This window comes from Streptomyces sp. NPDC004629 (assembly GCF_042873595.1).
In the GTDB taxonomy this organism is placed as follows: domain Bacteria; phylum Actinomycetota; class Actinomycetes; order Streptomycetales; family Streptomycetaceae; genus Streptomyces.
Genome location: NZ_JBIALO010000018.1, coordinates 61245 through 85091, shown reverse-complemented (window position 1 = coordinate 85091; position 23847 = coordinate 61245). Strand labels below are relative to the sequence as shown.

Genomic DNA, 23847 nt, shown 5'->3' with positions numbered 1-23847 from the left:
TTGCAGAAAAAAAGTGCAAGAGATCACCGGGGTTACCCTGTCGTTATCGGCCCTCGACCCCTTCGCTACCCGATGACGCGGCCGATCAGCGGGCACGGGGCAACTTGTGCAAGACTCTGCAAGCTCTTGCCATCCGAGGCCGACCAGAGGGACGAGGGACCGCGATGACGCAGCAACCCGCAGCGAGCCGTGCGACGGGTCGTGCCCGGCGTCCGATCGGTGGGCAGGGAGAGAGCCGACCGGTACAGTCCGGTGGCGTGACCACACGGCTTGCGGACATCGCTGCGCAAGCGGGGGTGAGCGAAGCGACCGTCAGCCGCGTCCTCAACGGGAAGCCGGGCGTCGCCGCCACCACCCGCCAGTCCGTGCTCGCCGCGCTCGACGTGCTCGGCTACGAGCGGCCGGTGCGGCTGCGGCAGCGCAGCGAGGGCCTGGTCGGGCTGATCACCCCGGAGCTGGAGAACCCGATATTCCCCGCCCTGGCGCAGGTCATCGGGCAGGCCCTGACCCGCCAGGGCTATACGCCGGTGCTCGCCACGCAGACCCCGGGCGGGTCGACGGAGGACGAGCTGACCGAGATGCTGGTGGACCGCGGGGTCGCCGGGATCATCTACGTCTCCGGGCTGCACGCGGACACCACCGCCGACATGCAGCGCTACGAGCGGCTGCGCGCGCAGGGCGTGCCGTACGTGCTCGTCGACGGCTTCTCGCCGAAGGTGCAGGCGCCGTTCATCTCGCCCGACGACCGGGCGGCGATGACGCTGGCGGTGACCCATCTGGTGTCGCTGGGGCACACCCGGATCGGGCTGGCCCTCGGGCCGAAGCGGTTCGTGCCGGTGCAGCGCAAGATCGAGGGTTTTGTGCGGGCGGTGCGGGACCAGTTGGGGCTCGCCGCTGAGGTGGTCGAGGCGGAGCTGGTCCAGCACTCGCTGTACACGCTGGAGGGCGGCCAGGCGGCGGCCGGTGCGCTGATCGACCGGGACTGTACGGCCGTGGTCTGCGCCAGCGACATGATGGCGCTCGGCGCGATACGGGCGGTACGGCAGCGTGGCCTGGACGTCCCGCGGGACGTCTCAGTGGTCGGCTTCGACGACTCCCCGCTGATCGCCTTCACCGACCCGCCGTTGACCACGATCCGCAAGCCGGTACCGGCGATGGGACAGGCGGCGGTGCGCACGCTCCTGGAGGAGATCGGCGGAACTCCCGCTCCGCACAGTGAGTTCGTGTTCATGCCGGAACTGGTGGTACGCGGTTCGACAGCATCGGCCCCCGGCGACCGGGCCCGCCCCTGACCCGCCCCACACCACCGGCCGACCGCCGCGGAACCCACCCCGAAGAACCGGCGCCCCGCACCGCACCCACAGCTCGCCCACCGCTCGCCCTCCAGGTGGAGGTGTGGGGGGTCCCTGCGGCGTAGAACATGCGTTGCGGACCCGACCTTGGGATGATCTGCGGGAGATAGCTTTTCTGGCAGACTCTGTGCCTATGAGTGACTCGACCGTGACACAGCCGGAAGGTCGCGAGGAGGGGGCCGTTCCGCAGGCCGTCACGGGCGAGAGCGAGCAGCGTTTCCTCGGCCGGCTGCGCACCCCGCGACGGCCCCGCCTGTGGTTCGAGATCCTGCTCATCGCGGTGAGTTACTGGACGTACTCACTGATCCGCAACGCGGTCCCGGAGCAACGGGGCAAGGCGCTGCGCAACGCCGACTGGATCTGGCAGACCGAGCACCGGCTGGGGATCGCCGTCGAGGAATCGGTCAATCACGCCGTGAACTCGGTGACTTGGCTGATCGTGGGGATGAACTACTACTACGCGACCTTGCACTTCGTGGTGACGCTGACGGTGCTGGTGTGGCTGTACCGCAGCCACCCCGGGCGCTACGCGGCGACGCGCCTGGTGCTGTTCGCGACGACGGGCGTGGCCCTGGTCGGCTACTACCTGTATCCGCTCGCCCCGCCCCGGTTGATGGACGGCAGCCGTTTCGTGGACACGGTGATGGTCCACCAGACGTGGGGCTCGATGGCCTCGGGCGATCTGAAGCACATGTCCAACCAGTACGCCGCGATGCCCTCGATGCACATCGGCTGGTCGCTGTGGTGCGGGCTGACCGTCTTCGCGCTGGCCAGGGTGCCCTGGGTGCGGGTACTCGGCCTGCTGTACCCGGCGGCGACCCTGGTGGTCATCGTCGCCACCGCCAACCACTTCTGGCTCGACGCGGTCGGCGGCATGCTGTGCCTGGCCTTCGGCTACACCCTGGCCGGGCTGTGGTACGGCTCCCTGCCCTACGCACTGCCCCGCCTGGTGCCGTCGCAGCCACCGGGCCGACGCTCGCCGTCGTGGGCTCAGGCGTCGTAGAACAGCTCCTCAGCGACCGTCCGGGCCCGGCGGGTGGTGCGGCGGTAGGCGTCCAGCATGTCGCCGGCGTGACCCGAGGTGTAGCCGAGGTAGCGGCCCACGGCGGCGAGTTCGCGGGAGTCGGTGGGGAACGTGTCGCCGGCCCGGCCGCGGACCAGCATGACCGCGTTGCGCACCCGCGTCGCGAGCACCCATGCCTCGTCCAGGGTCGCGGTGTCCTCGGCGGAGATCAGCCCGGCCGCGCGGGCGGCGGCAAGGGCCTCGCGGGTGCGGGTGGTGCGCAGTCCCGGCTCGGCCCAGGCATGACGGAGCTGGAGCAGCTGCACCGTCCACTCGACGTCGGAGAGCCCGCCGGGGCCCAGCTTGGTGTGCAGCTTCGGATCGGCGCCGCGCGGCAGCCGCTCGGACTCCATGCGGGCCTTCAGCCGGCGGATCTCGCGGACCGCGTCGTCGCCCAGGCCCTCGGCTGGGTAGCGCAGCGGGTCGATCAGTTCGATGAACCGGCGGCCCAGGTCCGCGTCCCCGGCGACCGGTTCGGCCCGCAGCAGCGCCTGTGACTCCCAGACCAGGGACCACCGGCGGTAGTAGGCCGCGTACGACTTGAGGGTGCGCACCAGGGGACCCGACTTGCCCTCGGGGCGCAGATCGGCGTCGATCAAGAGCGGCGGGTCCGCGCTGGGCAGCTGGAGCAGCCGGCGCATCTCGGACACGACCTTGCCCGCCGCGGCGGCCGCCTCGTGGTCGCCCACGCCGTCCTGCGGTTCGTGTACGAAGACCACGTCGGCGTCGGAGCCGTAGCCCAGTTCGTGGCCGCCGAAGCGGCCCATGCCGATGATCGCGAAGCGGGTCGGCAGGGTGTCGCCCCAGCCGGCCCTGACCACGGCGCGCAGCGTGCCCGCGAGGGTCGCCGCGGTCAGGTCGGAGACCGCGGCGCCCACCCGGTCCACCAGCGCGCCCTGGTCGGCCTCGACGGGGTTGGCCTCGGTGCCGTAGGAGTCGACGATGTCGGCGGCGGCGGTGCGGAACAGTTCCCGGCGGCGGACCCCGCGGGCCGCGGTGACCCCCTGCTCGGCGTTCTCCGCGCGGCCCACGGCGGCCAGGATCTCCGGTTCCAGGCCCGCGCGTCCGCGCGGTTCGAGGCCGGCCCCGTCGCCGTCGCCGAGCAGGGCCACCGCCTCGGGGGCGCGCATCAGCAGGTCGGGGGCGAGCCGGCCGGCCGACAGCACGCGGGCCAGGTTCTCGGCCGCCGCGCCCTCGTCCCGCAGCAGCCGCAGATACCAGGGGGTCTTGCCGAGCGCGTCGGACACCTTGCGGAAGTTGAGCAGGCCCGCGTCCGGGTCGGCGGAGTCCGCGAACCAGCCCAACAGGACGGGCAGCAGGGTGCGTTGGATGGCCGCCTTGCGGGTGACGCCCGCGGCCAGCGCCTCCAGGTGGCGCAGCGCGGCAGCCGGGTCGGCGTAGCCGAGGGCGACCAGCCGTTCCCGGGCCGCCTCGGGGCTCAGCCGAGCCTCGCCCGGGGCGAGTTGGGCGACCGCGTCGAGCAGTGGACGGTAGAACAGCTTCTCGTGCAGGCGGCGGACCACGCCGGTGTGCCGCCGCCACTCGCGGAGCAGCCCGTCCACCGGGTCGGTGCGCAGACCGAGGGAGCGGCCGAGGCGGCGCAGGTCGGCCTCGTCGTCGGGGACGAGATGGGTGCGGCGCAGCCGGTAGAGCTGGATGCGGTGTTCCAGACAGCGCAGGAAGCGGTACGCCTCGTCCAGCCGGGCGGCGTCGGCACGGCCGACGTAGCCGCCGGCGGCCAGGGCCTCAAGCGCGTCCAGGGTGGTGCCGCTGCGCAACGCGGGATCGGACCGGCCGTGCACCAACTGCAGGAGCTGCACGGCGAATTCGACGTCGCGCAGGCCGCCGGGGCCGAGCTTCAGCTCGCGTTCGACCTCGGCGGCGGGGATGTTCTCGACGACGCGCCGACGCATCTTCTGCACGTCGGGGACGAAGTTCTCGCGCTCGGCGGCCGTCCAGACGAGGGGCTCGACGGCGCTGATGTACTCCTCCCCCAGTTCGATGTCCCCGGCCACCGGGCGGGCCTTGAGCAGCGCCTGGAACTCCCAGGTCTTCGCCCAGCGCTGGTAGTAGGCGAGATGGCTGCTGAGGGTGCGCACCAGTGGGCCGTTGCGGCCCTCGGGGCGCAGATTGGCGTCCACCGGCCAGATGGAGCCCTCGACGGTGGTCTCGGAGCAGATCCGCATCATGTGCGAGGCGAGCTTCGCGGCGGCCCTGAGCGCCTTGGCCTCGTCGGCGCCGTCCGCGGCCTCCCCGACGAAGATCACGTCCACGTCGGAGACGTAGTTCAGCTCGTGGCCGCCGCACTTGCCCATCGCGATCACCGCGAGCCGGCACAGCGCGGCGTCTTCGGGGGCGGCGGCGCGGGCGACGGCGAGGGCGGCGCGCAGGGTGGCGGTGGCGAGGTCGGCGAGTTCGGCGGCGGTCTGGGCGACGTCGGTGGTGCCGCACACGTCGCGGGCGGCGATGGACAGCAGACAGCGGCGGTAGGCGACGCGCAGTGAGACCGGGTCGGTGGCCTCGGACAGGCCCCGCTCGAACTCCGCCACGCCGGGGTGCAGGTCGTGCGGCTCGTAGGTGACCAGCTCCGCCCAGTCCCGGGGGTGCCGGGCCAGGTGGTCGGCGAGGGCCGCGGAGGCGCCGAGCACGCCGAGCAGGCGGTCGCGCAGCGGCTTGGCCGCTATCAGCGTGTCGAGCAGTTCGCGGTGGGCGGTGGGGTCGGGCTGGGCCTCCAGCAGGCGTACCAGGCCGCCCAGCGCGAGGTCCGGGTCGGCGGTGGCGCCCAGTGCCTCCAGCAGGACCGGGTCGCTGCGGACAGGGGCCAGCTCGGCGCCGTCGAGCAGCCGCTCGGCGCCGGAGGGGTCGGTGAAGCCGTGCCGCAGCAGTCGCGTGAAGGTACTGCTCCTGCGCCCCGGCGTCATGCGCGGCCTCCCCTCGGGTCGGGTCGGATCAAGGTCGTCCTGGCGAGAGCCTAACCGGAGAGCCCCGGTGAAGCGCCGGGACGGACGGCGATGAGTTCCGCGGCGCCCGCCCGGTCCGTCCTGGGCAGGGACCGTCGGTCGGCCGATCACGGGGAGGCACGATGCGGGTACCCGAGGGCGAACCGGACCGCCGCGGCTCCGGCGCGGGCGCACCCGCCTGGTCCGATGCCGAGGCGTTGCTGCGTTTCTGGATCCCGACCGTACGGCCGGACGGGCGCCCGCACGTGACACCGCTGCCCGCCGTGCGGGCGGGGCGCCGCGTTTCCGCACCGGCGCACGGAAGCGCACGGCGCGCAGCGCGGTGGTGCGGGTCGCCGACGAGGGCGGCTGCGGGAGCCGGCCGCGGCCTGGGAGGCGAAGGAGTCGTACGCGACTGGGCACGTATGTCTGTACTTCCCCCCGTGGCGTCTCAGGTGCCCGCCTGCGTGAGGGTGAGGTGGAGGGCGAAGACGCCGAGGGCCTCTTTCTCGGGCGGGTAGATGTCGTGGATCGCGGCGACGAGTTCGTCGTGGGTCGGGTCCGGTCGCCGATCGCGGCGGGGTCCTCGGCATCCCGCGGTGATGCGGGTGGTCAGGGACTCGTCCGCGCAGGTGATCCGCAGGGTGTCCCCGGGATTGATCTCCGACATGGGCTTGTTCATGGTCTGGCTGAAGTATGTTCCGGCCGGAGTCGAGGACGAGCCCGTGGTGCGCGGTCCTGGTACGCAGCCGGTGCGCGGCGAGCGGCGCGTCAACAAGGTGCTCACTGCGGTACGCGGGTTTCTGGCCTTCGCGGTCGGCAGGGATGAAGCGCCACCGGGCCGGCCTGCGTCGCGGCGAGCTGACTGGCCTGTCTCGTCGGAACCCGGAACCTTCGGCGCCCGGGCCGGCTGCATTCCGGCCCGGCCGCCGGGGCTCGGCGGCCTCGGATGGGAGTGGGTGGCGGCAGTTTGTCCCGGGCACGGTCCACGCTCCGCCGCCGTAACGGGCCTGATGTTGACGCGACGTTGAGCATCACAGACCTTGGTCGTCAGTGTTCATCGGGCGTTCATTCCGCCCTTGTCGGGGCTCGAAACGATCTCCTCCTTCGATGGGGGAGGTGCGCGTGAATACGCGAAGAACGACTGGCTGTACGGCCGTGATCATGTCCGTCCTGGTGGCTTTGCTGCTCGGCCTGGTACCTGCGGCGTCGGCGATGCCGGCGACGCAGACAGCAGCGGCGGGACTGCGCCTGGCCGCGCCGGGTGGCTCGGTGGGAGAGTTTTCCACGGCGGTGGCGGGGGACGAGTCGGTCACCCTGTATCTGGATGCGTCCGACTTCGACCCTGACCGGATGCGCCAGGTTCTCGACGAGACCCAGAACCGCAACCCGCTCCTCAGCGATACCTTCCGCGAGGACTTCGAGGCGGTTTCGAGCGGCACATCGGGGGGTGGTGCCGGCACCGGCAACTGGATCGACTTCGACGGGGAACTGTCGATGACGGACACCGGGATTGCGGTGCGCGTCGACGGTGGTGAGCCGCTGACGAACGCCTCGTGGTGGGCCGACATCCTGGCCACGGCCGCGGGGGCGCTGACCGGGCTGGCGGTGCGGGCCGGCTGCATCGGCTTCTTTCCCGAGGCGGCCGTCATGTGTGTCTCCATCGGCGGCTTTGTCGGTGGGTTGACGCGGGGAATGATCATCCAGGCGATCGACGGCACGCTCAAGGACGGCGAGGCGTGGGCCAAGACGCTCGCCGGTGCGCTTATTACGGCCGCGGGCGGAGCCGCCTGGGAGGGCGGGGTCAAGGACTGGTCCAAGGAGGTGCTGCCCGCTCACATCGAACGTCTGGGGGCGGCGCTTGTCCGGCTGGGTGAGAAGCTGGCCGCCGGGTGGGGCGTTTTCAAGGAGGGCTGCACGGCGGCGGGCCAGTTCCTGGCGGACGTCGGCAGGCACCTCGCCGATGCGGTCTCCCGGGTCCAGATCCCGGTCGCATTGCGGGTCATGCCGCTCGGAGACTCGATCACGTACGGTGTGGAGAGTTCCGACGGGAACGGCTACCGCGACGAGTTGTACAACTACTTGCAGGGCAGCGCTCCCAGCGTCGATTTCGTCGGGTCGGTGCAGTCCGGCTCGATGAGTGACCCCGACCACGAGGGTCATCCGGGCGACCGGATCGACGAGATCGCGGCCTTCGCGTCGTGCAGCGTGCCTCGGTACCAGCCGAACTTGATCACCCTGCACGCGGGCACCAACGACATGAACCAGGACTACAACCTGGAAACCGCACCCGACCGGCTCAGGAAGCTGGTGAACCAGGCGCTGGCGGATTCACCGCGTGCCACGGTGCTGGTCGCCCAGCTCATCCCGACCGGCAAGGCCGGGCTGCAGCCGCGCATCGACGCCTACAACGCCGCGCTGCCCGGCATGGTGGAGGACCTGCAACGCGAGGGCAAGCACGTCCTGTCGGTGGCCATGGCGCGAGTTGAGGTCAGTGACGGGCTGGAGAACGACGCCCACCCGACGGACGCCGGCTACGCGAAGATGGCCGACGCCTGGTACGACTCCGTGCAGGAGGCGAACGCCAAGGGCTGGCTTCAGACGCCGCTGTTGGAGCATGCTCCTGCCGACTGCAACCCGACGGACTCGGGCATCGGAACCGACGACCCCGGGGACTCCGGGTTGGGTTCGGGTGAGACCGCTCTCGGCGAGGGCTGGCGCGCGCTGGGCGTGATCGCCCCCGGATACGGCACCCGGGAGGGTCGCACGGTCATCACCGAGCTCAACGGGGACCAGCGGGCCGACTACCTCCAGGTCCGTGACGACGGCGGCTTTCGCGCCTCGGTGAACACCGTGGGCACCCCTGGCCAACCTGACTGGGTGGACGCGGGCACGTACAAGCCGGCGGATGGCGTCCTCGGGGACCAGGTGCGGTTCGCCGACCTCAACGGGGACGGACGCGACGACTACCTCGTGGTGAGTTCTGACAGCGAGGTACGGGCCTACATCAACTTTCCCGGACCGGACGGCACGCTCAAGTTCGTCGAATGGGGGGTCGTGTTCGACGAGGAGCCGTTCAGCCGCAACAATCTCCGGTTCGCGGACGTCACCGGCGACGGACGTGACGACATCCTGCGGGTCGGCGAGGAGGGCGCGGTCCACGTGTACCAGAACCAGTGGGACCCCACCAGCGGGCAAGTCAGCGACAACCCGACTCCCCCGGAATGGCCGCTGTGGCTCAACTGGGCCGGCGGAACCCGCGGCTCGTCGCTGGAAGCCGTCCGGTTCGCCGACGGCGACGGCGACGGCCGGGCCGACTATCTGCAGGTCGGCGCAGATGGCTCGGTGCACGCCTTCCTCAACCGAGGTGGCGGGGGCAACGGTAGCTTCGAGGCCCGCTACAACTGGGCCAACGCGTCCAACTACCCCCGGCCATATGTCCAGTTCGCCGACATCAGCGGCGACGGCAAAGCCGACTACCTCGTCGTCTACGACGGCGGCGCGGTCCGCGCCTGGCTCAACCGCGGCGGCAACTAGGGCCTGTATCGAGTGGTGATCAATTGCTGGATCCGCCCTCGCTGCGAGGGTGGATCCGGTAGTGCGGTGCGCATGGCGCGAGCGCAACTGACGGACAAGGGGTGGGGGTTCGTCGAGCCGTATCTGCCGGTCGGCCGGTACGGCCCGTCTCCCGAGCGGCTGCGACAGCAGTTCGAGGGCGTGATCTGGAAGTTCCGCTCGGGAGCGCAGTGGCGGGAGATGCCGGATCGGGTCGGTGCCTGGTCTGGAGAAGGTCGCCGTCGAGGCGGAGGCGGCCCGGAAGGCGGTGGTGAAGCCGCCTGAGTCCCCGTCGGCGGCGGCAGCACGGGCGGCCTGAGCATGCAGTCACACAACCTGGCTGCCGGCCCCGCGGTCGTGGTCTTGGCCCTGGAACATTCCGGCAAGGCCCTGCTCGTCGCGGCGGTCTCGCCTCACCTGCTCGGCCGCGGCATCCAGGCCGCACAGGTCATCACCCGCGCCGCGAAGACGGTCGGCGGCGGAGGCGGCGGCGCCCTCGCCGGCGCGGGTGGACTCCGTCCCGAACACCTCGACCAGGCCTCGCCTCCGCAGCCGAGGACGCCACCTCTCTCCTCGGCCACCGATAACGGCCAGGACCTGCGGGCCCGCTCAGACCCCCGTTGGGCGGGCCCGACCAGCCTCGGAGCATGACCCTACGATGGCCTTCGCCCCCGCAGAACAGGCCGCGATCGACGCACATGCCGCTGCCCTGGGGCTCTCCGCCGACGAGTACACCCGTCGGGCGGCGGCCGACCCGGGCCGTTACCCGGAAGCGTGGGCTCGACACCTTCAGCGAGATCGCCCCAGCAGCGCGGCGCACCGTCGATCCGCTGCCAGCACCGGCGCACCCGCTGTCACTCATCAAACGCGTGAAGTCTGCGCCCTTCCGGTGCCGCGGCGACGGAGGTAGGAGGCCACCCCGACAGCAGCCACGGAGGCAGCGGCGCCGGCTCGGTACGACATCCACGGAAGAAGCGGTGTTGTTCGCCTGATTGGGATCATTCCCCGGGACCAGGTGAACCACCCTGGTCGACTCGAACAGAAGACCTCCGGTGATGCTGAAGGTGGTACTGGCGCCCGCGGGCAGACCGGCAGAGCCTCCGCGCATCATACGAACTCGGAGCGAATCCAGCGCCATAAGGTTGCCCGTTGGCCAAGCGAACAATCACAGGTAGTAGGAAGGCGCACTCACTCCGACTGTGCAGACCGCCCATACAAAGCGGCCCAGGGCCCATAAAACGCGGTGGGGCTGACACTCTGCGGCTGTCAGCCCCACTCGGCGAATCAGCAAGAAAGCTGCCCTGACCTGCGCTTACAGTACCGGCAGGTTCTTGCGGAGTTCGAAGGCCGTGACCTCTGAGCGGTACTCGTGCCACTCCGCGCGCTTGTTGCGCAGGAAGAAGTCGAAGACGTGTTCGCCGAGGGTTTCGGCGACCAGGTCGCTGCGCTCCATCAGGGTCAGGGCCTCGCCGAGGTTCTGCGGCAGCGGCTCGATGCCCATGGCGCGGCGCTCGGCGTCGGACAGGGCCCAGACGTCGTCCTCGGCGCCGGGCGGCAGCTCGTAGCCCTCCTCAATGCCCTTGAGGCCGGCGGCCAGCAGGACGGCGTAGGCCAGGTACGGGTTCGCGCCCGAGTCGAGGGAGCGGACCTCCACGCGCGCGGAGCCCGTCTTGCCCGGCTTGTACATCGGCACCCGGACCAGGGCCGAGCGGTTGTTGTGGCCCCAGCAGATGTACGAGGGTGCCTCGCCGCCGGCGCCCGCGGTGCGCTCGGAGCCGCCCCAGATGCGCTTGTAGGAGTTGACCCACTGGTTGGTGACCGCGGAGATCTCCGCCGCGTGCCGGAGCAGTCCGGCGATGAAGGAGCGGCCGACCTTGGAGAGCTGGTACTCGGCGCCCGACTCGTAGAACGCGTTCCGGTCGCCCTCGAAGAGGGAAAGGTGGGTGTGCATGCCGGAGCCGGGGTGCTCGCTGAACGGCTTCGGCATGAAGGTCGCCTGCACGCCCTGTTCCAGCGCGACCTGCTTCATGACCAGGCGGAACGTCATGACGTTGTCGGCCGTGGAGAGCGCGTCGGCGTAGCGCAGGTCGATCTCCTGCTGGCCGGGGGCGCCCTCGTGGTGGGAGAACTCGACGGAGATGCCCATCGACTCCAGCATGGTGATCGCCTGGCGGCGGAAATCCATGCCGATGTTGGTCGGGGTGTGGTCGAAGTAGCCGGAGTTGTCGGCGGGGGTAGGGCGGGAGCCGTCGAGCGGGCGGTCCTTCAGCAGGAAGAACTCGATCTCCGGGTGGGTGTAGAAGGTGAAGCCCAGGTCGGAGGTGCGGGCCAGGGCGCGCTTGAGCACGTAGCGGGGGTCGGCGAAGGACGGGGAGCCGTCCGGCATGAGGATGTCGCAGAACATGCGGGCCGTGCCGGGGGTCTCGGCGCGCCAGGGCAGGACCTGGAAGGTGGCCGGGTCGGGCTTGGCGATCATGTCGGACTCGTAGACCCGGGCGAAGCCCTCGATGGCGGAGCCGTCGAAGCCGATGCCCTCGTCGAAGGCCTGTTCCAGCTCGGCGGGGGCCACGGCGACGGACTTGAGGAAGCCCAGCACGTCCGTGAACCACAGGCGTACGAACCGGATGTCGCGCTCCTCCAAGGTCCGGAGCACGAACTCCTGCTGCTTGTCCATCTTCCGCTTCCCCATCCTTGCTGGTCAGGCCGCCTTTCCCCGGTGCCACCGGAGGCGGTCGGGCACCTGAGCATCCCACCACAACACCATTTCATGCGCGTTGCGGACCTTGATCGCCCGGCCGACCTCGCACGGAACGCGCCGGGTCCGGCGGGTGTACTGCTCTGCCGCCCATCTTGCCTGCCCGGACCGCCATCCGTAATGGCCGATCCCGATCGTTCCCGCCCGTTTTGGTGCGCGTCGCCGAGGCGGCATGTTCCCGCGCTTCACTTCACTCCCGTCCCCCCGATTGCGGTGCCCTCCCTACGAAACGCCGTCCCTCGCCCATTACGATCGGCGAGCGCCACCCCGCACCGCACACCCGCACCACACACCCGCACCCCCGCACCGCACACCCGCACCACACACCCCGCAACCGCACCCTCGCACCACGCCCCGCACCTTTCGCCCCTTTCCCCCCAGAAGGACACGCCTCATGGCTTCCGCGAAGAACAACAGCAGCGCGGCGCGCAAGGCCCGCATAGCGGAGATGCAGCGGGCCGAGCGGGCCCGCGAGCGCCGCAACCGGCTGCTCACCATCGCCGCGAGCGTGGTGGTCGTCGCCGGTCTGGTCGTCGGCGGTGTCGTTCTTGTGAACACGCGGTCCGATTCGACGGACAGCGCGTCGGACGACTCCAAGGGCGCCGGCGACTCGGGGCACTTTGTGACCGGCGATGACGGGGTGCGCACCTGGAAGGGCGACCTGGCGCGCAACCACGTCCAGACGGGTGTGACGTACCCGATGCAGCCGCCGGTGGGCGGCAACCACAACCCGGTGTGGCTCAACTGCAACGGCGATGTCTACACCTCGGCGGTGAAGAACGAGAACGCGGTGCACTCGCTGGAGCACGGCGCCGTCTGGGTGACGTACACCGCGGCGGCGAAGAAGGCGGACGTGGACGCGCTCGCGGCCAAGGTGAAGCAGACCCCGTACTCGCTGATGAGCCCGTACGAGGACCAGGCGGCCCCGCTGATGCTGTCGGCCTGGGGCCACCAGGTGACCGTGAAGAGCGCGGACGACCCGGCGGTGAACACGTTCTTCTCGACGTATGTGCAGGGCAAGCAGACGCCCGAACCGGGTGCCTCGTGCACCGGCGGGACGATGAAGTGAGGGCGGCGCGGTGAAGCGGCACATCGGCTGGGTCGCCGGGACCGCGGCTGCGGCGCTGGTCGCGGCGGGCGCGATCACCTACGCGGTCGCCGAGGACGGGGGCTCCGGCTCGGCGGTGCCGGGCGCCGAGTCGGCGGACGCCGGGTTCGCCCGGGACATGGCGGTCCACCATCAGCAGGCCGTCGAGATGTCGTACATCGTGCGCGACCGCACGGACGACGAGGAGGTCCGGCGGCTCGCCTACGACATCGCGCAGACGCAGGCCAACCAGCGGGGCATGCTGCTCGGCTGGCTGGACCTGTGGGGGCTGCCGAAGGTGTCGGCGGAGCCGCCGATGACCTGGATGGGTATGGGCGGCATGCCCGCCGGCAAGGACGGCGCGCTGATGCCGGGCATGGCGACCAACGGCGAGCTGAAGAAGCTGGGCACGCTGTCGGGCGAGCGGGCGGAGGTCTTCTACCTCCAGCTGATGACGGACCATCACCAGGGCGGTGTGCACATGGCCGAGGGGTGCATCGCCCGGTGCACCGTCGGGGTGGAGAAGCGGCTCGCGCAGGGCATGGTCGAGGCGCAGCAGTCCGAGATCGCGCTGATGGCCGACATGCTCAAGAAGCGCGGAGCGGCGCCCCGTTCCTGACACCCCGGCGGACGAAAGCCCCAATTCGCCCCGGATGAGGGCTACTTGAGCTTCTCTTGACCCCCGCGTTCCCCTGACATGAACGGTTCATCCGTAAGAGTGGCACCCATCGTGTGATCCACTCGCGGGCCCCTGACCGCCGCGGGCCCCGGTGCGGATCGGCGACGACCGCGACCACTACGTGCATGCGAACCGCATCGCAGGGGGTTCTATGAGATCCAACCGCGCCACGGCGCGCGCCGGTGTGAGCATGGCGGCTACACTGCCGATGCTCGCCGGCGCACTGGCGCTCGGCATACCCGCGGCGCACGCCGCGGACGGCCCGGCCCGGAACACGCTCGCGGGCACCAGACCCGCGTGGGCCACGGCCGGGGCCGACAGGGGCGCCACCCCGGACGCCGCCCGGGTCACGGCCCGGGTGTATCTGGCCGGCCGGGACGCGTCCGGCCTCACGGCGTACGCGAGGGCGGTCTCCGACCCGTCCTCGCCGCTGTACGGCAGATACCTGAGCGCCGCACAGGCACAGGCCCGCTTCGGCGCGACCAGGGCCCAGGTGAAGGCCGTGACGTCGTGGCTGTCCTCGGCCGGTCTGAAGGTCACCGAGGTCACCCGGCACTACATCGCCGTCTCCGGTGACGTGGCGGCCGCCGAGCGGGCCTTCGGCACCCGGCTGCACGACTACGCCAAGGGCGCGAAGACCTACCGTGCGCCCGCCCGTACCGCCTCCGTGCCGCGGGGCCTGGGCGGCGCCGTGCTGACCGTCACGGGCCTGGACAACGCGCCGCACAAGGCCCACCACCAGGACCAACTGCCCCCGCCTGACGCCGTGTTCAAGAACGCCGGGCCGTTCTCCTCGTACTACGGCTCGAACACCGCGACGACGCTGCCGAGCGCGTACGGCCAGAAGATCCCGTACGCCGTCAAGGGCTACACCGGCAAGCAGCTGCGGGCCGCCTACGGCGCCGGCCGGTACACCGGCAAGGGCGTCCGCATCGCCATCACCGACGCCTACGCCTCGCCGACCATCGCCTCCGACGCCTCCGCCTACGCGCGCAAGCACGGCGACGCGGCCTGGAAGACCGGCGGGCTGCGCCAGGTGCTGCCCAGGAACTACACGAAGACCGAGGAGTGCGGGGCGGCCGGCTGGTACGGCGAGGAGACCCTGGACGTCGAGGCCGTGCACGCGGTCGCGCCGGAGGCCTCCGTCACCTACGTGGGCGCCTCGTCCTGCTACGACGACGATCTGCTCGACTCCCTCGGCAAGATCGTCGACAACCATCTGGCCGACATCGTCTCCAACTCCTGGGGCGACATCGAGGCCAACGAGACGCCGGACGTCCAGGCCGCCTACGACCAGGTCTTCCAGCTCGGCGCGGTCCAGGGCATCGGCTTCTACTTCTCCTCCGGCGACAACGGCGACGAGGTCGCGAACACCGGCACCAAACAGGTCGACACCCCCGCCGACTCGGCGTGGGTGACCGCGGTCGGCGGCACCTCGCTGGCCGTCGGCAAGGGCGAGACGTACCTGTGGGAGACCGGCTGGGGCACCGAGAAGGCGAACCTGTCCGCGGACGGCGGGAGCTGGACCGACTTCCCCGGCGCGTTCACCTCGGGCGCGGGCGGCGGCACCAGCCGGACCGTGCCCGAGCCCTTCTATCAGCGGGGCGTCGTCCCGGACTCGCTCGCCGAGGCGAACAGCGCGGCCGGCAACCGGGTCGTCCCCGACATCGCGGCGGTCGCCGACCCGAACACCGGCTTCCTCGTCGGGCAGACCCAGACCCTCCCGGACGGGTCCGCGCGGTACAGCGAGTACCGCATCGGCGGCACCTCGCTGGCCGCGCCGGTGATCGCGGCCGTGCAGGCGCTGGCCCAGGAGGCGCGGGGCGGCAAGGCGATCGGCTTCGCCAACCCGGTGATCTACGCCAAGTACGGCTCGAAGGCGTACCACGACGTCACCGACGACCCGACGGGCTCCGGCCTGGCGGTCGCCCGCGTCGACTTCGCCAACGGCTACGACTCCGCCGACGGCCTGCTCACCTCGGTCCGCAGCCTCGGCAAGGACAGCTCGCTCAAGGCCGTGAGGGGCTACGACGACGTGACCGGCGTGGGCACGCCCGCCGGCGGCTACGTCCAGTCGTACCGCCGTCGCTGATCCCGTGGCGCCGGACGGGGGTGGCGTGGGGTGCACCACACTCCGCGCCACCCCGATCGCGTCGCTCTGACGATTACACTGGGCGCGTGCCTCAACTTCGTCTCGCCCTCAACCAGATCGACTCGCGCGTCGGCGACCTCGCCGGAAACACCGAGACGATCCTCCGCTGGACCCGGCACTCCGCCGAGCGGGGAGCGCATCTCGTCGCGTTCCCGGAGATGGCGCTGACCGGGTATCCCGTCGAGGACCTGGCCCTCAGATCGTCCTTCGTGGAGGCGTCCCGCGCCGCGCTGCGCTCGCTCGCCGCCCGGCTCGCGGAGGAGGGCTTCGGGGAGCTGCCGGTGATCGTCGGCTATCTGGACCGCAGCGAGGCCGCCCAGCCGCGGTACGGCCAGCCGCCCGGCGCCCCGCAGAACGCGGCGGCGGTGCTGCACCGCGGCGCGGTCGCCCTGACCTTCGCCAAGCACCACCTGCCGAACTACGGCGTCTTCGACGAGTTCCGCTACTTCGTGCCCGGCGACACCATGCCGGTGGTGCGGGTGCACGGCGTCGATGTCGCCCTGGCCATCTGCGAGGACCTGTGGCAGGACGGCGGCCGGGTGCCCGCCGCGCGCTCGGCGGGCGCGGGCCTGCTGCTGTCCGTCAACGCCTCCCCGTACGAGCGCAACAAGGACGACACCCGGCTTGAACTGGTGCGCAAGCGCGCCCAGGAGGCGGGCTGCACGACCGCCTACCTCGCCATGATCGGCGGCCAGGACGAGCTGGTCTTCGACGGCGACTCGATCGTCGTCGACGCCGACGGCGAGGTGATCGCGCGGGCCCCGCAGTTCGCCGAGGAGTGTGTGGTGCTGGACCTGGACCTGCCCGCGGCCCCGGCGCAGCCGCCCACCGGAGTGGTGGACGACGGGCTGCGCATCGACCGGGTGATCCTCTCCGAGGACCCGCTGCCCGCCTACCCGGCGGAGCGGACCGGCGGCTACGCGGACCGCCTCGACGACGACGAGGAGGTGTACTCGGCGCTGGTGACCGGCCTGCGCGCCTATGTGCGCAAGAACGGCTTCCGGTCCGTGCTGATCGGGCTGTCGGGCGGCATCGACTCGGCGCTGGTGGCGGCGATCGCCTGCGACGCGGTGGGCGCGGAGAATGTGTACGGCGTGTCCATGCCGTCGAAGTACTCCTCGGAACACTCCAAGGACGACGCGGCCGAGCTGGCCCGGCGCACCGGGCTCCACTTCCGGACCGTCCCGATCGCCCCCATGTTCGACGCGTACATGGCGTCGACCGAGCTGACCGGGCTGGCCGAGGAGAACCTTCAGTCGCGGCTGCGCGGCACGCTGCTGATGGCGATCTCCAACCAGGAGGGCCACATCGTCCTCGCCCCCGGCAACAAGTCGGAGCTGGCGGTGGGCTATTCGACGCTGTACGGCGACTCGGTGGGCGCGTACGGGCCCATCAAGGACGTGTACAAGACGTCGGTCTTCCGGCTGGCCGAGTGGCGCAACCGGGCGGCGGCCGAGCGCGGCCGGACCCCGCCGATCCCGGAGAACTCCCTCACCAAGCCGCCGAGCGCCGAGCTGCGTCCCGGCCAGGTCGACACCGACTCGCTGCCGGACTACCCGGTCCTGGACGCGATCCTCGACCTGTACGTCGACCACGACAAGGGCGCGGACACGATCGTCGCCGCCGGTTTCGACGCGGCGCTGGTCACCAGGACGCTGCGGATGGTGGACACGGCGGAGTACAAGCGCCGCCAGTACCCGCCGGGCACAAAGATCTCCCCCAAGGGCTTCGGCAAGGACCGCCGCCTCCCCATCACCAACAACTGGCGAGAGTAGCGCTGCGCCGGCCAAGCAGCTGGAACGGTTGCGCTGACGTTTCGGGCCCGTCCTTCGGGTGCGGCGTCGTTGTGGTGAGGTGTGCAGTTCCCCGCACAAGGAACAACACACCCGATCGCTGGCGCCCCGAAAGGGGCGCGAGGAACTGCGCGCTCAACCACAACGCACCCGCAGCCACCCACGACCGGCACCACCCCAAAGGGGCGCGAGGAACTGCGCGACCAGCCACAACGAACCCGCAGATACCCCACGACCGCCAGCCCCCAAAGGGACGCGAGAAACCACGCGACCAGCCACAACGAACCCGCAGCCACCCGCTGCCGCCCAGCCACAACACCCCCGCTGCAACCCCCCGCGCCAGAAAAGAAACCCCACGCCCAGCCCACGGCCGAATCAGGACCGCACCGCCTCCTGCTGCTCAGGCACATGCGCCACAACCAGCCGCTGCCGAGCCGCCGGCAGGCCACCGCGACGGTCCACCGCGTAAGCCACCGCGGCCACCCCCAGCCCCAGCACCGCAAGCGCCGCCCCGGCAACCGCAGGGGACGTCACGCCGAAGCCCGTGGCCAGGGCGAGGCCACCGATCCACGCTCCCCCGGCGTTCGCCAGGTTGAAGGCCGCCTGGTTGGCCGAGGACGCCAGGGAGGGCGCCGACGCGGCCTTCTCCATGACCATGAGTTGCAGCGGTGAGCCCGTGACGAACGCGGCCGTACCGAGCAGGGTCACCGCGAGCGCCGCGCTCCACTCCGCCCGCATCAGCACCGGGAACAGGGCCAGGACCAGCGCCAGCGAGGTAAGTCCGCCGAACAGTGTGCCGCGCATGGCGTGGTCGGCCAGCCGGCCGCCGAGCAGGTTGCCCACCGTCGCGCCCACGCCGAACAGCGCGAGCAGCAGCGTCACCCCGGACTCGGCGAACCCGGCGGCGTCCGTGAGCATCGGCGTGACGTAGCTGTAGGCGGCGAACAGCGCGCCGAAGCCCGCCACGGTCGTACCGAGGGCCAGCCACACCGGCACCGAGCGCAGGGCGGCCAGTTCGCCGCGCAGGCCGGTGGCGGGGCCGTGGGTGTGGTCGTGCGGGATCAGCAGGGCGAGGGAGGCGATCGCCGCAAACCCGATCACGCTCACCCCGAGGAAGGTGGCCCGCCAGCCGAAGTGCTGGCCGGCCAGGGTCGCCGCGGGGACGCCCGCGACGTTGGCGACGGTCAGGCCGAGGAACATCAGGGAGACCGAGCGGGCCCGGCGCTCGGGGGCGGCCATGGTCGTCGCGACGACGGCACCGACGCCGAAGAACGCGCCGTGCGGCAGTCCGCTGAGGAACCGGGCGGCGAGCAGGGACTCATGGCCGGGCGCGAGGGCGGACAGCGCGTTGCCCACCACGAAGAGGGCCATGAGGCCGATGAGGACGGTGCGGCGGGACATCCGCGCGGTGACCGCGGCGAGCAGCGGCGCGCCGATGACGACGCCCAGCGCGTACGCGGAGACCAGATGCCCGGCGGTCGGCAGGGAGACGTGCAGGTCGTCCGCGACGTCGGGCAGCAGGCCCATCATCACGAACTCGGTGGTGCCGATGCCGAAGGCGCCCACGGCGAGGGCGAGCAGGGCCAGGGGCATGAAGGAGCCTGTGCCTTTCGAGAAGGGGACGGAGCAGCTTATGTTCAGCCTCGGAACAAAGCGTCTCAGGCTCAGTATTCCTGCGGGTTACGCGGACGTGTCCACCTTCACACGGGCCGCCACCGGAAGGTGGTCGCTGCCCGTCCTCGGCAGCGTCCAGGAACTCTCCGGCTCGACCCCCTTCACCATGATCTGGTCGATCCGCGCCATCGGGAACGACGCCGGCCAGCTGAACCCGAACCCGCTGCCCGCCGCGCCCTGCGTGGAGCGCATCTGGGAGGTGACGGCGTTGAGCGCGCGGTCGTTCATCGTGCCGTTCAGGTCGCCGAGCAGCACGACCCGCCGCAGCTGCTCGTCGGCGATCGCCTCGCCCAGCGCGTCGGCGCTCTTGTCGCGCTGGCGGGCGGTGAATCCGGACGCCACCTTCACCCGCACCGAGGGCAGATGGGCGACGTACACCGCGACCCGGCCGTCGGGCGCGGCGACCGTGGCGCGCATGGCGCGCTGCCAGCCCAGCCGGATGTCGACGGACCGGACCGCGGTCATCGGGTACTTGCTCCACAGCCCGACGGTGCCGACGACCGCGTGGTACTTGTACGTCGACGCCAGCGCCTTCTCGTACACCGGGACGGCCGACGCCTTCAGCTCCTCAAGCGCGAGCAGGTCCGCGCCGGAGGCGGCCACCTCGCGGGCGGTGCCGGACGGGTCCGGGTTGTCGGCGTTGACGTTGTGCGTGGCGACCACCAGGTCGCCCCCGCCGGACGCGCGGTCGGTGAGCAGCCCGCCGAAGAGGTTCAGCCACACCACGGACGGCAGCACCACCAGGATCAGCGCGGTGGCGGAGCGGCGGACGACGCCGAGGACCAGCAGGACCGGGATGAGCAGGCCCAGCCAGGGCAGGAAGGTCTCGGTGAGGCTGCCGAGGTTGCCCACGGTGTTGGGGATGTGCGAGTGCAGCAGCATCACCAGGGCGAGGAGCAGGGCGAGCACGGCGAGGACGATGCCGCGGCGCCAGATGCCCGGATCGCGCCAGACGTCGCGCAGGCGGAGCGCCAGGCGCCGGAACCGGGAGCCCCGTGGCTCGGGCCCCGAGCCGCCGTTGTCCGTCTCCGTGATGTACGCCTGCTGCGCCATACCGTCGCCTCACAACCTGCCGTGCACACCGTCGTCCCCCTGGGTTACGACCCTAGGGGATGATCGGCTCCCTTCCCGCCGTCCCATGACGGCCGTACGGAAGTCCAGGACGAACAGGCGGGCGCCCGGAGTTCCGGTGCCGGAGGGGGCGGGGTGGACTGTGACGAAACGCGCACATTAGGGCTGTGCGCCGGGCGCGCTGACGGGCCGTAGGCCGGCCAGCACGGTGTCGACGATCTGTTCCGCGAGACCGTCGGGGAGTTCCATGTCGGGGCGCATCACGGAGCGGACGAGCATGGGGCCGACGAACAGGTCGTTGGCCAGTTCGAGGTCGACGTCCGGCCGGAGTTCCCCGTTGCGCTGCCCACGGCGCAGGATCTCCAGGCCCTGCCTGCGCCGGGGCGCTATCACGCTGGTGTGGTAGGCGGCCCAGATCTTGGGGCTGCTCTTCATCTGCGCCTGCACGTTGTGCAGGATGGCCGAGGAGCGGTTGGCCAGGCCGCGCAGGCGCAGCGCTTCGAGCAGCATGACCAGGTCGTCGCGCATGGAGGTGCCGGGGAGTTCGGGGTCGGGGGGCTCGGCGGCGCGCATGACGTCGACGAACAGTTCCTCCTTGCCGCTCCAGCGGCGGTAGATGGTGGCCTTGCCGACGCCGGCCGTGCGGGCGATCCGCTCGATGGACAGCTCGGCGAGGGGTACGCCGTCCTCCAGGAGCTTCATCACACCTTCCAGGATGGCGCGTTCCACGGCTTCGCTGCGCGGACGGCCCCGGGCGGGACCGCAGGGCTGCGGGCGACTGTCGGCAAGGCTCACGTCACTCCGTCCTTTCGCTGTGCTGCGGGAATTGTCCCGCAGGGGCCCCCTTCCCCCGTGCTGCCTCTCCGGACGCGTACGCGGACGGCTCAGTCCGCGGCGGCGACCAACTCCGCTTCCTTTTCGCCCTCCTGAGCGGCCGGCGGCCGGCCCGGCAGGAAGAGCGCCACCACCAGCGCGCCGAGCAGTGCGACACCGGTCCCGCACAGCGCGGTCACGTGCATGGCGTGCAGGAACGCGTCGTTGGCCGGGTCGACCAGCGCCTTGCCCTGCGGGCCGAGCCGGGCGGCGACGCCGAGGGTGGCCTCGATGGAATCGGCCGCGGTGTCCCGCAGTCCGGCCGGCACCGCCCCGAGCTTGTCCTCGATGCCGTTGCGGTACGCGGCGGACAGGACCGAGCCGAGTACGGCGATGCCGAGAGCGCCGCCGACCTGGCGGAAGGTGTTGCTCAGCGCGGACGCGGAGCCGGCCTTCTCGCGCGGCAGGGCCTGCATGATGACGACGGAGGTCGGCGTCATGATGTGCGCCATGCCGGTGCCCATCAGGAAGAAGACCACTTCCAGCAGCCAGATGGGGGTGTCCGCATCGAAGGTGGCGAAGACGGCCAGGGTCGCGGCGATCAGGAGCAGCCCGGCCGTGGTGGTGGCCCGGTTGCCGAACCGGTCGACGACCAGCCGGGCGCGCGGCGCGAAGATCATCTGTGCGGCGGCCAGCGGCAGCATGAGCACACCGGACTCCAGCGGCGAGTAGCCGCGCACGCTCTGGGTGTAGAAGACGCCGAAGAACGTCACGCCCATCAGCGCGAAGAAGACCAGCGCGATGGCGCTCATGGCGGCCGAGAAGACCTTGTTCTTGAAGTAGCTGACGTCGAGGGACGGGTGGTCGCTGCGCTTCTCGAAGAGCACGAAGGCGACGAGCACGACGAGCCCCGCGGCGATGGTGGCGAGCACGGTCGGGTCGGTGAAGTCGGCGAGTTCGCCGCCCTTGATGATGCCGTAGACGAGCAGGACCAGGCCGACGACGGAGAGCACGACGCCGACGGGGTCGACGCGGCCGGGCCTGGGGTCGCGCGAGTCGGGCACGAGCCAGATCATCAGCGCCACCGCGAGGATCACGATCGGCACGTTGACGAGAAAGACGGAGCCCCACCAGAAGTGGTCGAGGAGCGCGCCGCCGGTGATCGGGCCGATGGCGATGGCGAGCCCGACGCCGCCCGCCCAGATGCCGATGGCCTTGGGCTGTTCCTCGCGCTCGAAGACGTTCATGAGCACGGCCAGGGTGGCCGGCATGACGAAGGCGGCGCCGAGCGCCATGAGGGCGCGGTAGCCGATGAGTTGACCCGGGGAGCCGGACTCGGCGGCCAGGGCCGAGCCGATGCCGAACACGACGAGCCCGCCGAGCAGGACCTTCTTGCGGCCGAGCCGGTCGCCGACGAGGCCCGCGGTGAACAGCAGGCCGGCGAAGACGAGGGTGTAGGAGTTGATGGCCCACTCGATCTCGCTCTGGGTGGCGCCGAGCCCGGTGGGCGCGGGCATGGAGATCGTCTTGACCGCGACGTTCAGGATCGAGTTGTCCAGCACCACGATCAGCAGGCTCAGCATGAGGACGCCGAGGATGGCCCAACGGCGCCGGTGCACCTCTTCGGGTATCCGGGAGGCGGCTGCAGCGGGAGTTGTCATGGCAACGAGCCTAGGACCATTCCGATACGGAACCGTCTCGTATCTTATTTCTTTGCCCAGACCTTACCCGGAGAGCCGGTTACGGGGCGGGCACCCCGATGCCGAGCGGATCACACGGAGGTCCCCTGGCCGTCCCTGGCACGAGGTGCCACCATGGAGGGGATCCGGAGACGCCGTCAGGGCGCTTCGAGATGACCTGAAGGAGCCGTTGCAATGACGCAGCTCTCGGCTGCCCAGACCAAGCCCTCCGACGGCAGCAAGGCGCTGTACGGGGGCAAGGGCACGCGCCGCATCACCGTCCGCGACATCGCCCTCGCCAAGGAGCGGGGCGAGAAGTGGCCCATGCTCACCGCCTACGACGCCATGACCGCGTCCGTGTTCGACGAGGCCGGCATCCCGGTGATGCTGGTCGGCGACTCGGCGGGCAACTGCCACCTCGGGTACGAGACGACCGTGCCCGTCACCCTCGACGAGATGACCATGCTGTCGGCCGCGGTCGTGCGCGGCACCCAGCGCGCCCTGATCGTGGGCGACCTGCCCTTCGGCTCCTACCAGGAGGGCCCGGTGCAGGCGCTGCGCTCGGCGACCCGGCTGGTGAAGGAGGCCGGTGTCGGCGCCGTCAAGCTGGAGGGCGGCGAGCGCTCGCACGAGCAGATCCGGCTGCTGGTGGATTCCGGCATCCCGGTCATGTCGCACATCGGCCTGACCCCGCAGTCCGTGCACTCCATGGGCTATCGCGTGCAGGGGCGCGGCGAGGAGGCGGCCCAGCAGTTGCTGCGCGACGCGAAGGCGGTACAGGACGCGGGCGCGTTCGCGGTGGTGCTGGAGCTGGTGCCGGCGGAGCTGGCGGCCGAGGTGACCCGGGTGCTGCACATCCCGACCGTCGGCATCGGCGCCGGGCCCGAGACGGACGCGCAGGTGCTGGTGTGGACCGACATGCTGGGCCTGACCGGTGGGCGGGTGCCGAAGTTCGTGAAGAAGTACGCGGATCTGCGTGCGGTGATGGGTGACGCGGCGAAGGCTTTTGCCGAGGACGTCGTCGGCGGCACGTTCCCTCAGGAGGAACACTCCGTCCACTAACCGCTCCGCTGGGTCGGCCGGGACGCGTTGTCGGTCGTCTGAGGCAATCGTCGTGGCTGGTCGCGCCCACGCGGCGGAGCCGCATATCGATACAGCCCCGCGCCCCTATGGGGCGCGGCTGACCTTAGACCATTTCGGAAACACCCTGGACGGCCCGCCGATCTTCCCCCGTC

The 23847-nt window shown here is 71.0% G+C and carries 16 protein-coding genes and 1 pseudogene; 10 read left to right on the top strand and 7 right to left on the bottom strand.

Features of this window, described 5'->3' with window-relative positions:
• Nucleotides 1–257 precede the first annotated feature (257 nt).
• Nucleotides 258–1292, top strand: a complete 1035-nt coding sequence (locus tag ACFYTE_RS26245; RefSeq protein ID WP_388715072.1) for a LacI family DNA-binding transcriptional regulator — start codon at nucleotides 258–260, stop codon at nucleotides 1290–1292.
• A gap of 193 nt (nucleotides 1293–1485) precedes the next feature.
• Nucleotides 1486–2355 (top strand): phosphatase PAP2 family protein, encoded by an 870-nt coding sequence (locus ACFYTE_RS26240; RefSeq protein ID WP_388715069.1) that lies wholly within the window; start codon nucleotides 1486–1488, stop codon nucleotides 2353–2355.
• On the opposite strand, the gene ACFYTE_RS26235 is transcribed toward ACFYTE_RS26240, so the two are convergent.
• Together ACFYTE_RS26235 and ACFYTE_RS26230 are read right to left on the bottom strand one after the other, a co-directional pair.
• A complete protein-coding gene (locus tag ACFYTE_RS26235) occupies nucleotides 2343–5336 on the bottom strand; it encodes a bifunctional [glutamine synthetase] adenylyltransferase/[glutamine synthetase]-adenylyl-L-tyrosine phosphorylase (RefSeq protein ID WP_388715066.1) in 2994 nt (997 codons plus the stop codon). The two genes, ACFYTE_RS26240 and ACFYTE_RS26235, sit on opposite strands and share 13 nt — an antisense overlap.
• A gap of 469 nt (nucleotides 5337–5805) precedes the next feature.
• On the bottom strand, nucleotides 5806–6036 hold the full coding sequence (locus ACFYTE_RS26230; protein WP_388715063.1) for a hypothetical protein: 231 nt from the start codon (nucleotides 6034–6036) through the stop codon (nucleotides 5806–5808).
• A 482-nt stretch (nucleotides 6037–6518) separates the two neighbouring features.
• On the opposite strand from ACFYTE_RS26230, the gene ACFYTE_RS26225 reads away from it, so the two are divergent.
• The 3 genes and pseudogenes from ACFYTE_RS26225 (at nucleotide 6519) to ACFYTE_RS26215 (ending at nucleotide 9560) form a co-directional block, all read left to right on the top strand.
• Complete coding sequence (locus ACFYTE_RS26225) at nucleotides 6519–8891, top strand: FG-GAP-like repeat-containing protein (RefSeq protein WP_388715060.1); 2373 nt, start codon at nucleotides 6519–6521, stop codon at nucleotides 8889–8891.
• Between the two features lie 72 nt (nucleotides 8892–8963).
• Nucleotides 8964–9137, top strand: a pseudogene (locus ACFYTE_RS26220) (transposase); the annotation flags it as partial.
• A gap of 93 nt (nucleotides 9138–9230) precedes the next feature.
• Nucleotides 9231–9560, top strand: a complete 330-nt coding sequence (locus ACFYTE_RS26215) for a DHHA1 domain-containing protein (protein WP_388715057.1) — start codon at nucleotides 9231–9233, stop codon at nucleotides 9558–9560.
• Between the two features lie 661 nt (nucleotides 9561–10221).
• Here ACFYTE_RS26215 and glnA read toward each other — a convergent pair.
• On the bottom strand, nucleotides 10222–11583 hold the full coding sequence (gene glnA / locus ACFYTE_RS26210) for a type I glutamate--ammonia ligase (RefSeq protein ID WP_388715054.1): 1362 nt from the start codon (nucleotides 11581–11583) through the stop codon (nucleotides 10222–10224).
• A 475-nt stretch (nucleotides 11584–12058) separates the two neighbouring features.
• On the opposite strand from glnA, the gene ACFYTE_RS26205 reads away from it, so the two are divergent.
• The 4 genes from ACFYTE_RS26205 (at nucleotide 12059) to ACFYTE_RS26190 (ending at nucleotide 17357) form a co-directional block, all read left to right on the top strand.
• On the top strand, nucleotides 12059–12733 hold the full coding sequence (locus tag ACFYTE_RS26205) for a DUF3105 domain-containing protein (RefSeq protein WP_388715051.1): 675 nt from the start codon (nucleotides 12059–12061) through the stop codon (nucleotides 12731–12733).
• A 10-nt stretch (nucleotides 12734–12743) separates the two neighbouring features.
• A complete protein-coding gene (locus tag ACFYTE_RS26200; protein WP_388715047.1) occupies nucleotides 12744–13370 on the top strand; it encodes a DUF305 domain-containing protein in 627 nt (208 codons plus the stop codon).
• 211 nt (nucleotides 13371–13581) lie between these two features.
• Entirely contained in the window at nucleotides 13582–15522 is a 1941-nt protein-coding gene (locus ACFYTE_RS26195) for a protease pro-enzyme activation domain-containing protein (RefSeq protein ID WP_388715044.1), read from the top strand.
• 86 nt (nucleotides 15523–15608) lie between these two features.
• A complete protein-coding gene (locus ACFYTE_RS26190; RefSeq protein WP_388715042.1) occupies nucleotides 15609–17357 on the top strand; it encodes an NAD+ synthase in 1749 nt (582 codons plus the stop codon).
• 393 nt (nucleotides 17358–17750) lie between these two features.
• On the opposite strand, the gene ACFYTE_RS26185 is transcribed toward ACFYTE_RS26190, so the two are convergent.
• From ACFYTE_RS26185 to ACFYTE_RS26170, 4 genes are all read right to left on the bottom strand, one after another.
• Nucleotides 17751–18968 carry an MFS transporter gene (locus tag ACFYTE_RS26185; RefSeq protein WP_388715039.1) on the bottom strand — a complete coding sequence of 406 codons (1218 nt, stop codon included), beginning with the start codon at nucleotides 18966–18968 and terminating at the stop codon, nucleotides 17751–17753.
• Nucleotides 18969–19055: 87 nt separating this feature from the next.
• The gene (locus ACFYTE_RS26180) at nucleotides 19056–20102 is read right to left on the bottom strand and encodes an endonuclease/exonuclease/phosphatase family protein (RefSeq protein ID WP_388715036.1); all 1047 of its coding nucleotides are present in this window, start codon (nucleotides 20100–20102) and stop codon (nucleotides 19056–19058) included.
• 177 nt (nucleotides 20103–20279) lie between these two features.
• The gene (locus ACFYTE_RS26175; protein WP_388715034.1) at nucleotides 20280–20915 is read right to left on the bottom strand and encodes a TetR/AcrR family transcriptional regulator; all 636 of its coding nucleotides are present in this window, start codon (nucleotides 20913–20915) and stop codon (nucleotides 20280–20282) included.
• A gap of 89 nt (nucleotides 20916–21004) precedes the next feature.
• A complete protein-coding gene (locus tag ACFYTE_RS26170; protein WP_388715031.1) occupies nucleotides 21005–22594 on the bottom strand; it encodes an MFS transporter in 1590 nt (529 codons plus the stop codon).
• Between the two features lie 213 nt (nucleotides 22595–22807).
• On the opposite strand from ACFYTE_RS26170, the gene panB reads away from it, so the two are divergent.
• Nucleotides 22808–23674, top strand: a complete 867-nt coding sequence (panB, locus tag ACFYTE_RS26165; protein WP_388715028.1) for a 3-methyl-2-oxobutanoate hydroxymethyltransferase — start codon at nucleotides 22808–22810, stop codon at nucleotides 23672–23674.
• Nucleotides 23675–23847: the final 173 nt, after the last annotated feature.